Origin of the sequence: Arthrobacter sp. CAL618, assembly GCF_000468215.1 — a bacterium.
In the GTDB taxonomy this organism is placed as follows: domain Bacteria; phylum Actinomycetota; class Actinomycetes; order Actinomycetales; family Micrococcaceae; genus Arthrobacter_D.
The window spans coordinates 1-10,033 of record NZ_ASZW01000237.1 but is presented as its reverse complement, the minus strand read 5'-3'; the positions used below and the strand labels follow the sequence as shown (position 1 = coordinate 10,033).

13 protein-coding genes are annotated in these 10,033 nt (G+C 60.3%); 7 read left to right on the top strand and 6 right to left on the bottom strand.

What is annotated here, in order from left to right; translation table 11 throughout:
* From K728_RS0114130 to K728_RS0114110, 5 genes are all read left to right on the top strand, one after another.
* Positions 1-1,016 (top strand): fatty acid desaturase family protein (locus K728_RS0114130; RefSeq protein WP_024476017.1); only part of this gene is annotated, 1,016 nt, incomplete at its 5' end.
* 159 nt (positions 1,017-1,175) lie between these two features.
* Positions 1,176-1,562, top strand: coding sequence for a DUF7793 family protein (locus tag K728_RS23320; RefSeq protein ID WP_443110991.1), 387 nt, complete (start codon positions 1,176-1,178; stop codon positions 1,560-1,562).
* Positions 1,563-1,628: 66 nt separating this feature from the next.
* Entirely contained in the window at positions 1,629-2,747 is a 1,119-nt protein-coding gene (locus K728_RS0114120) for an alcohol dehydrogenase family protein (RefSeq protein WP_237742155.1), read from the top strand.
* Between the two features lie 86 nt (positions 2,748-2,833).
* Positions 2,834-3,340, top strand: coding sequence for a DUF2243 domain-containing protein (locus tag K728_RS0114115; protein ID WP_024477101.1), 507 nt, complete (start codon positions 2,834-2,836; stop codon positions 3,338-3,340).
* A gap of 11 nt (positions 3,341-3,351) precedes the next feature.
* Entirely contained in the window at positions 3,352-4,170 is an 819-nt protein-coding gene (locus tag K728_RS0114110) for a cytochrome c oxidase assembly protein (RefSeq protein WP_035748217.1), read from the top strand.
* Here K728_RS0114110 and K728_RS0114105 read toward each other — a convergent pair.
* A complete protein-coding gene (locus tag K728_RS0114105) occupies positions 4,167-4,574 on the bottom strand; it encodes a DUF302 domain-containing protein (protein ID WP_019481457.1) in 408 nt (135 codons plus the stop codon). The genes K728_RS0114110 and K728_RS0114105 overlap by 4 nt on opposite strands.
* A gap of 121 nt (positions 4,575-4,695) precedes the next feature.
* Here K728_RS0114105 and K728_RS0114100 point away from each other — a divergent pair, with 121 nt between their 5' ends.
* Positions 4,696-5,193, top strand: coding sequence for a hypothetical protein (locus tag K728_RS0114100; protein WP_019481456.1), 498 nt, complete (start codon positions 4,696-4,698; stop codon positions 5,191-5,193).
* A gap of 167 nt (positions 5,194-5,360) precedes the next feature.
* Positions 5,361-5,576 carry an ATP-binding cassette domain-containing protein gene (locus K728_RS20720; protein WP_202805327.1) on the top strand — a complete coding sequence of 72 codons (216 nt, stop codon included), beginning with the start codon at positions 5,361-5,363 and terminating at the stop codon, positions 5,574-5,576.
* Between the two features lie 8 nt (positions 5,577-5,584).
* On the opposite strand, the gene ykgO is transcribed toward K728_RS20720, so the two are convergent.
* The 5 genes from ykgO to K728_RS0114085 all read right to left on the bottom strand — a co-directional run.
* Positions 5,585-5,707, bottom strand: a complete 123-nt coding sequence (ykgO, locus tag K728_RS20715) for a type B 50S ribosomal protein L36 (protein ID WP_082471366.1) — start codon at positions 5,705-5,707, stop codon at positions 5,585-5,587.
* Positions 5,708-5,736: 29 nt separating this feature from the next.
* Positions 5,737-6,783, bottom strand: a complete 1,047-nt coding sequence (locus K728_RS0114095) for a GTP-binding protein (RefSeq protein WP_024477099.1) — start codon at positions 6,781-6,783, stop codon at positions 5,737-5,739.
* Between the two features lie 79 nt (positions 6,784-6,862).
* Entirely contained in the window at positions 6,863-8,620 is a 1,758-nt protein-coding gene (arsA, locus tag K728_RS0114090; protein WP_024477098.1) for an arsenical pump-driving ATPase, read from the bottom strand.
* A gap of 8 nt (positions 8,621-8,628) precedes the next feature.
* Complete coding sequence (locus tag K728_RS20710; protein WP_084442902.1) at positions 8,629-8,829, bottom strand: arsenic metallochaperone ArsD family protein; 201 nt, start codon at positions 8,827-8,829, stop codon at positions 8,629-8,631.
* Positions 8,830-9,166: 337 nt separating this feature from the next.
* The coding region (locus K728_RS0114085) for a F510_1955 family glycosylhydrolase (RefSeq protein WP_337587504.1) at positions 9,167-10,033 on the bottom strand (867 nt) is incomplete at its 5' end.

Below are 10,033 nucleotides of genomic sequence, written 5' to 3'. Positions count from 1 at the left end.
CGACGCTGCTGAAGCAGGTACGCAAAGAAGGTCTGCTGAACCGTCGCCGCCGCTTTTACGTTTCCGTCTTCGCTGCACTGGCGTTGACCATGGGTGCCGCCTGGACCGGTTTCGCCCTGCTGGGCGATACCTGGTTCCAGTTATTGATCGCCGCCGTGCTCGGCGTCGTCTTCACGCAGATCGCGTTCCTGGCCCACGAGGCCTCCCACCGGCAGATTTTCAAGACCCGCGGGGCCAACGACTGGTCCGGACGGATCCTGGCCGCCGGCGTCGTCGGCATCAGCTACCAGTGGTGGATGAATAAACACACCCGCCATCACAACGACCCCAACGTGGTGGGCAAGGACCCGGACATTGAGATCGATACCATTTCCTTCATTGAGGAAGACGCAGCCAAAGCCAAGGGACTCCACGCCTGGATCACCCGCCGCCAGGGCTACCTCTTCTTCCCGCTGCTGACCTTCGAAGGTTTGAACCTGCACGCCAAGTCGATCGGCACCCTGTTCCGGCCGGGGGCTGTCCAGGGCCGCTGGATCGAACTGGCTCTCCTCGCGATCCGGTTCGGCGCCTATCTCGGCGTCCTGTTCTGGTTCCTGCCCGTCGGCATGGCGTTTGCCTTCATCGGCGTTCAGATGGCCGTGTTCGGCATCTACATGGGAGCCTCCTTCGCCCCCAACCACAAGGGCATGCCGATCATCCCCAAGAACAGCAAACTGGACTTCTTCCAGAAACAGGTCCTCACCTCACGCAACATTCGCGGCGGCAACTTCGTCAACAACGCCTTCGGCGGCCTGAACTTCCAGATCGAGCACCACCTGTTCCCGGACATGCCCCGCCCACACCTGCGCAAGGCCGCCCTGATCGTCCGCGAGCATTGCGAACGCCTCAAAGTCCCCTACACCGAGGTCGGCGTCGCAGCCTCCTACGGCGCAGTAGTGTCCTACCTCAACCGGGTAGGCCTCGCCGCACGCGACCCCTTCGACTGCCCCATGGTCAATAAATACCGGCACCAATAGCCCGAACGACTTTTTTGGCACCATGACAAGGACCTATAGCCATGTTGGACCTGGATCAATGGCCAACCAGCCGACTCCTTCTCACCGCCACCCGACTAAATGAAAACGCCTGAAATAGGGAACTCGACGGCAGCGGAGTAAAGCGACAGGAACTATCCGATGGATGACAGTGAAGCAAACCAAAGGTTCTCGCTCCTTCCCCATAGCGGAGGCTATATCGAAGTCCAGTGGGACCAAGGGGTAACTGTCTCGAAAAAAGACGCCATGGAGCTCGTCAGAAGCCTTGCGAAAGTATCGCCAGCTCTGTGTCTACCAATGCTCGTCCACCTCAACAAAATGATCTCCCTCAGTAGACCGGCACTGTACGCCTTCGCGTCGGGGCTCAACGTTTCTGCACTAGCGATCGTCGGACCGACAGCCGTCGACCGCGCCATCACCACCTACTTCAAAGAAGTGCACGAACCGCCCTATCCCACCCAATACTTCGAGGAGGTCATCTCTGCTGAACGCTGGCTACTTGATCCGCACAGGAATCTGTCGGGTTGATGGACGCACGACAGGCCACTGACGGAGTCGTTGGCGACTGCTCGGTAGATAGAGCAAAATGGGTGAATGCCCACGATTCATCCCCCAACCAGGCCAGTCCTCGAGGGGAAGACCATGATGGCGATTGTCACTACCGGGGTTGGTGGCTACGACCGGCTCGAGGTGAGTCGGGTTCCAGTCCCGGCGCCAACCGAAGGTGAGGTATTAGTTCAGGTGTTGGCAGCCGGCGTCAACAATACCGAAATCAACACCAGACTCGGTTGGTACTCGTCATCGGTGGCGACAGGCACCAATGACGCAGCAGAGAACGATTCCGGGCAGACGGCGACGCGGCCGGACGGGGGTTGGAACACGGCCACCCCGTTCCCCCTAATCCAGGGCGCAGACTGCTGCGGACGTATTGTCGCCGTCGGTCGCGGGGGCGACGAGTCCTCGGTTGGGGCTCGGGTACTGATCCGCGCATGTATGCGCACGCAGGGATTCTCCTCGATGGAAACCAGTTGGTTAGGGTCGGACCGGGACGGAGCGTTCGCTCAATTCGTTGCTGTGCCCGAACACGAGGTTTTCACTGTGGACTGCGACTGGAGCGACGCCGAATTAGCCACCATTCCTTGCGCTTACGGAACAGCGGAGAACATGGTCCGCCGTGCAGGTGTCACTTCGGGGTCGCGGGTAGTGGTGACGGGTGCCTCCGGTGGCGTTGGCTCGGCCGTCATACAACTCGCCAAGCGACGTGGCGCTCATACCATTGGCATTGCCAGTGAGGCCAAACAGGATCGGGTCCGGGCCCTGGGAGCGGATACAGTCCTCGGGCGGGACGAGGCGCTAAGCGTGCTGGGAGCGGAAAGCACCGAGGTCGTGATCGACAACGTGGCCGGCACCGGTTTTCCCGCGATGCTCAGTCTCCTCCAGAGGGGAGGGACGTACGTATCCTCAGGCGCCATCGGCGGACCTCTTGTCGAACTGGATATGCGGACCATTTATCTGAAGGATCTCACCTTGATCGGGTGCACAGCGTGGGACGACGCGGTATTCCCTAGCCTCATCTCCTACATCGAGCGTGGGGAGATCCGGCCTCTCCTAGCCAAGGTCTTCCCACTTGACCAGATCGCGGCCGCTCAACGTGAATTCCTCGATAAGGTACACGTGGGTAATTTCGTTCTTATTCCACCCGCGCCCCTGTAATTGAGGCGTATTCTGCCGATCGCCGACGTGCCGTAGCTATTATGATGAAATGTGCAATTACCACCCCAAGGTGAAGGGAAGCTTCGATGCCTGCCGGCAGAATGCGCAGAAGCAGTGGTGTGGATAAAGGCTCCCGTGGGCCTGACTCGGGGCTTGAACGGCGCGTCGTTCTCTCCGGTTTCCTTTTCGGGTGCGGGGTAGCGGCATCGATTATTGACTTGTTTATCTTCCATTTGGGTTTGCAGTGGCACCACTTCTATGACCTGTCCACCACCGAGGTCGCGCTGACCGCTGACGGTTTCTTTCACGCGTTCGGTTGGTTTATTACTATTTGGGGCCTGTTCGTTTTGGCTGACATTCGTCGCCGCGCCGAGGTGAATTGGAAGCGATGGACTGGGGCGCTCATTACCGGAGTTGGGTCTTTCCAACTTTTTGACGGCGTTATTGACCACAAGGTTCTGCGCATTCATCAGATTCGTTATGACGTGGATTTGCTGCCCTACGACGTAATCTGGATAGGGTCTGCCATCGTGCTGTTACTGGTCGGGGTGTTAATTCTGTGGCGGACTCGTCCGCCACAGACATCGGACTGAAGGTTCAGCCAGTGGATCTGCAGCATCAACACGACCATAACTCTCCCAGCAGTTCAAACGACGACGTTTATGCTCTCGGATGGATAGCTTTCGATGCCCTGGTCGTGCTGCTCCTGGTTGCGGCCGCGGCGGGTTACGCCCTTGCCCTCTGGGCGGCCCGGTCCCGTGGACGGTGGCCCATAAGTCGAGTTATGGCTTGGTACGCGGGTCTGCTCTGCATCGGGGTGGGACTAGTTGGGCCTATTGCCGCTGCTGCGCGCACCACTTTCACTGCTCATATGACTGGTCACCTACTCATCGGAATGGCTGCTCCGCTGCTGCTGGTACTCGCGGCGCCCCTTACTCTGGCCCTGCGCGCTCTGACGGTGAGACGGGCGCAGGTCCTCACCCGCTTTCTGAGGTCTCCGCCTCTCCGGTTCATCACCCACCCGACGGTCGCAGGCGGGCTCAATGCGGGAGGACTATGGGTTCTCTACACCACCGACTTGTACTCACTAATGCACACTTCGGTGCTACTTCATGGAGCGGTACATATGCATATCTTTCTGGCAGGCTACCTTTTTGTAGCGGTCCTGATAGGTCCCGATCCCAACCCACACCGGGCCTCGATCCAGATGCGCTCCGTAGTCCTCATCGTATTCATCGCCGCTCACTCCATCCTGGCTAAATGGCTCTACGTCCATCCTCCGGCCGGTGTCGAGATCTTCGATGGCCGGACAGGAGCGCAGCTGATGTACTACGGCGGTGACATCATCGATATCACCCTTATTGTTCTCCTTCTGGCTGGCTGGTTCCGAGCCACCCAACCACGGGTAGCTAGACCGGGTTAACTACTGAGGGCGGCCAGGGCCTTACGCAGGCGGCTGCTGGCGTCGTCGGCGACCTCTTTGACCGCTGGCGCATCACTGAGCTGAACCATGGTCTCCGGGTCGATGGCCTCGATTGTGGTGATGTCTGCGGCTTTGCTTCGACGGACCACGACGTTGCAGGGCAGGAGCGCGCCGATTTCGGGCTCGGCCGCAATGGCCCGGCTGGCCAGGGCCGGGTTGCAGGCACCGAGGATGGTGTAATCTCCCACGGCGTCCGCGGCTTCGGTGCCGAGCTTGGCTTCAAAGGTGGAACGAACATTAATCTCGGTGAGTATTCCGAAACCCTGAGCTGATAGTGCTTCCCGGGTAAGTTCCAGGGCTTCAGCCCAGGGAAGCGCAATGGTGGTGCTGAGTGTGTACGTCATGGTGCTCCTGGAGTGACTCGTTGACGGATTCGTCCGATAGGTCACCGGACAAGTTTTCCCACGTTCTTCTAGGGTATTCGACGACACATTCCGACCGCCGGTGATCCTTTAAGGTGATTCTATGTCCACCTCGTTTGTCCTGACCCTCTCTGCCGTCGCATCTCTGCTGCTAATTCTCCGTCTGGCGGTCCCGTTCCTCCCCCTAAAGCGGGTTACCCGACGGTTGACTCCGCTGGATCTGGCCCTGACGGTCGTGGGTGTGCTGGGGTTGATCCTGCATTGCGCGTCAATGTTTTTCCGCTCGGTAGTGGCCGCGATACCAGGCAGCGGAAGTGTGATCGACCAGATCAATTCCATGGGAACGGCGAGCATGATCTGGTACGCGGTCCCCGCCCTCATGGTTCTGATGGGATTGCGCCGCCAGCATTGGATCGCCCTGATTCTCCTGGCCGTGTCACTCTTGGCTGTAGGCATCACCATGTACAACGGCACCGCGGTGTCGACCCATCTGGTCACCATCTTCGCCGCGGGTGTGACAATCGCCGCCACAGTCTTCCTCCTCAGCGCGCCGCCCTGGTCCCGGAAACCAACGCCGGACCTTCCCTATCCCCCGGGTTGAGTCCCGGGACGGACCGACCACCCGAGGCTGACGAGAAGCCACTCAGATAGTCCCCCACGACAAACCCTGAGGAAACGGCAGTACACAGGGCGCCCCAGTTGAGAACCATCCGCATTATCGGTATCTTAATAAGAACGATAATCAATAATGGTGAGCTGGGGTGCGTGGTGAGTTTGGTCTTGCAGGATCTATCGATCCGTATTGCCTCCCAATACCTGGTCAAGGGCCTGTCGCTGACTATCTCCCGCGGTGAAGCGGTAGCCCTGGTGGGCCCCTCCGGGTCCGGTAAATCTCTGACCGCGGCAGCCCTGAGTGGGTCTCTTCCCGGAGGTGCGATGGTCCGGGCGCCACCACGATCCCCGTTGAACCCTTTGTATTTTTGACCATGGCGTCAGCCTTGGCGGGCCTTCATACGCGGATTCTTCTTATTGATGACAAAAGTTTTGCCTCTGCGGCGGACGATCTGGGCTCCCGGGACTTTTTTCAGTGCGCGGAGGGAATTGCGTACCTTCATGGTTCTCCTTCAGGGGTTTCTGTTGGTCTCTATCGGCTGGTTTTGTTGGGTGCATAAACAAGGGGCGACCGCAGTTCCTCATCCGTCAGTGCGCAGGCTGCCAGCAGGCTGGTCACCTCGAAGTCATCGATGTCATCGCCGGTCAGAGCGAGGTGAGTGCCGCGGCGCCACTGCCCCTGTGGATCGCTGGCCCAGGGGCCGCCGTTGCTGAGGGCTATGCGCGGGCCAACACCGAACACTGCTACTTCGGTCTCCAGCAGACCGGCAATCCAGACACCGCCCCGAACAAAGCAGCAACCCTCGGAGATGGCACCCAATGCTGATCGAAAGCGATCGGGATGCAGTAAAAGGTCCGTGCGGTATTCGAAAGTGCGGAAGGGCCCGGACGACGTCGACGGCACCGCGACCGCTCCGGGACAACTTCGGGCGCGGGCTGCTTCGTCGTCGTGCGCCCCAAGGTGGGCCGCGATCGCCCCCCGGGCGGGCAGCATCCGCACATGCGGGGCAAGCTGTCCGATGAGCTGAACACCCCTGAGACTCAGTTCCTGATCCGATGGCAGCAGATCACTGACAGTGGTGAGCACCGTGTCAGCAAAGAGCAACTCCCCCATCAGGAATTCGCCAGGGGTCCTGCCATCCTCGGGAACAGCCGTGTAACCAGACTCAAACAACGTGTGGTGGTCCCACAGTTGGTTCTCCACGTCCTCAGGCTGTGCGGCCAACGCTACCGAATCCACAGTAAAATTCCCCCGGGCGATGGCATGAATCCCGTCAATCGCGTTCTCGGCCGTGGTGCCCGGCGGCAGCCCGACGATCGCCAGAGAGGTGCCGGCAGCGGCCAGGCGTATCAGGACGGGGACCAGATCGAACCGGACGGTGCAGCTCAGACAACCGTGTTCTAGGACAGACGACTCTCGTTCCACCAGTTGGTCATTCTGATGGATGCGGCGCGTCACCACTGAATCGTCGAGCAGGTCGTGCAGCACCACTGGAACTTCCGGAGATAGCGCGGCCAACTGAGATGTGGCGTTGTTGCGACTGAGTGCGTCCAGCGAAGTAATGATGATCAAGTGCATTCCACCATCTTATGAGAATCATTCTCAAAAAGAAAGTGGGCGATCCATTCGGCCTTCCCTCGCGGCACGCAAGACGCACCTAGATCGAAGCGAGAGCCGTCAGAGCCCTCAGTTTCTCCTCCCCTATGGGTTCCTCGGGCAACAACGGAATAAGAGCCACTCGGTCGGTCAAGGCGCGTACCTTCGCCATCTGTTCGATTTCGCTCGCGGCGCGCGCCCGCAGAAACGGCGTCTGCGGGTGTGCGGCGGCAATCGAGCTATTGATCACCCAGGCCCACGGGTGGATTCCTGCCCGTTCCAGATCACTTTTCAACTCTTCGGCTTCGAGGACAGGTGTCGTTTCGGCCAGCGTGACAAGAATTACCTTGGTCTGCGCAGGATCCTGCAGCCGCATCAGGGGCGTCACGAAGCCCATGGTATCTCCAGCCTGGCGGGCAATTTCCCGGTGGTATGAACCGGTCGCATCCAGGAGTAACAGCGTGTGACCGGTCGGCGCGGTATCGATCACCACGAAGCGCCGCCGGGATTCCTGGACCGCCTTGGAAAACTGCCGGAAGACAGCCACCTCGTCAGTGCATGGGGACATCAGGTCCTCAGCTAGGGCGGCACGACCATCATCGTCCAGGTTCCGGCCTTTGGCTTCCATCACGTGGCTCCGGTACTCCTGAATTGCCGCTACCGGATCGATACGAGATACCGTCAATCCAGGGACTGAACCGTGCAGTGTTTCGGTGAGGTGCGCTGCAGGATCCGTCGTGGTGAGGTGGACCGCGTGCCCCCTGCCGGCGAGTGCGACCGCAATGGCGGCAGCGACGGTGGTTTTCCCCACCCCGCCCTTCCCCATACACATCACCAGGCCACGGCTGTCCGATTCGATCTCGTCAACCAAGGCTGCCAGTGGCGCGTCCTCGACCTCCGGTGTCTGTGTCGTCTCGTCAAGGATGGCCGGTCTGGACCCAGTTGCGAACAGAGACCTAAGCGCCGGTACGCCGACCATGTTGCCTGGCTTGAGGCCCAGCACATCGAGGGGCAGCGCGGCGACCGCTTCAGGAATGGCCGCGATGGCGGCAGCTTCCCTGGACCGCAGGGCCACGGCTAATCTCTCGTCGCCGGCGGCTTCCGGCAGGACACCGTTAATGACCACGTACCCGCTCCTGATTCCGATCTGGTTGAGCTCGAGATAGGTACGCTCGATCTCAGCCAGGGACGACGTCTGCGCCCGGCTAACCAGGACAAGCCGGGTCCTGGCGGGGTCCGTGAGTGCCTGCACTGCTTTGGCATACACCTGCTTGTGTTTCTCGAGCCCTGACAAAGGGCCCAGGCATGACGGGTCTCCTTTGCCAGTCTCGAGGAAATCGGTCCATGAACCCGGCAATTGAAGAAGGCGGATCGTATGGCCCGTAGGAGCTGTATCAAAGATGATGTGGTCGTACTCCCCATAGGAGCTCTCGTCTGCGAGCAGGTTGGTGAACTCGTCGAAAGAGGCGATTTCCGTGGTGCACGACCCTGAAAGGCTCTCGGCGATGCTGGCCAACTCAGTCTCGGGCAGGAGGCCCCGAACGGGTGCGATGATCCGTTCCCGGTACGCCTCGACGGCCTGCTCCGGGTCGATCTCCAGCGCGGAGAGACCCGGAACATCCTGAATCGCGGTGACGGTATTGCCGATGACCATACCGAACACTTGGCCAACGTTTGAGGCTGGGTCGGTGCTCACCAGCAGAACTTTCTGACTGGCATTGGCGAGTGTAAGAGCCGTGGCGCAGGCTACGGATGTCTTACCCACGCCACCTTTGCCAGTAAAGAACAAGAATCGTGGTGCGTTCTCGAGAAACTTCATCCCCGGACCTAGCCGCAACTCGTTGAGCCGCCGCAGCAGCCGCCGGACTTTGCGCTCAGGCCAAGTGCCGGTCGTGTGCGCGACTCAACTCCGAGGCTTTGGAGATGACGCACGTCGGCGGTGACGTCCACCAGGGACTGGTCCACATCGGGGCCACACACACCCGTGTCGCAACAAAGCGTAGTTTCGTAAATTCGGATCACAGACATGTGGTTCTCCCTGGCTTCCACAAAGGTTCGATTCGATACCGAACCAACGAGCCCCAGTCACCCCGGCCGTCGCCCGGAAGAGGCCGACCAGCGCAATTGCGGTTCCTCACTATGATATCGATATTCATCGATGTAGAGCCATCACCTTGTCGCCGGACCGTTCAAAGGCCTGACCTACTTATCTGGTGCAGGTGAGATCGGATCCACGGTCTCCAGCCTCGCTTTGAGCTCGTCACCCTGAGGGAGCGCCGCGGGTAGCGGCTGGCCGGGCGCTCCCCAGGCTTCCTCAGCGGGTCGCCGTATTGCAGCTTTAGCCGTCCAGTCTCCGAACCAGCGGCTACTCCTGATTGACTCGGATGTCCGTGAAGGACTGCCCGTTGTCATCGGAGACCTGGACACCGGTTTCGGTCGCGACCCATATTCGCAGGGTCAGATCCCCGACCAGGTGCGTGGCTATCGCGGCTGCCTGACCGGGGATCGTTCCTTGCTCGACCCAGGTCAGGCCAGCGTCACGACTGGTGTAGATCTGGCCCTCGGGTGTAATCCCAGCAGCGGCACCTTCCGAAAGGGCCGTGAACATCAGCAGGGGTGCACCGGGCACGGCATTCCACGTTTCGCCGTTGTCCGTGGAGCGTTGCAGGCCGTCCTCTGTGGTCGCCAGAACAATACTGTCCTGTGGCGTTGCGGCCAGGTTGAACACCGGAATTTGTTCTGCCACGGATTCCCAGGTGGTCCCGTCGCTACTCACTTGCAACTGGCCGTCAAAACCGACTATCCCGTTGTCGGTTGAGGCGAGGGCATGGAAATCGGACTCCCCTTGCCGGGACAGCGGCTGCCACGTGCGCCCCTCGTCGGTGGACCGAATTAGCCCCACCGGGTCGGGAAGATCAGATCCCGGACCAGGGTGTCCGGATGCATAAAACTCGCCCTCCCCTGCTGAGGTGAAACCCATCAGATCGATGGTCGGGCCGATCTTGATGGCCGGTGACTCTGAGACGTCGAACAGGCCATCGTGGGTGGCGAGGAAAACCCGGTCCGTGCCAGGGTCCACGCTCATGCCGTGGACGTGACCCGTTGGGTAACCTTCTGCACTGGCTGACGGGGCAGCGGTAGCGGCCCTGTTGGCTCCCTGCGGGGGTTGTGGCGAGCAAGCGGTAACTGCCAGAATCGCTGCAATCATGACTGCCGTCGGGGCGGCCCGTGG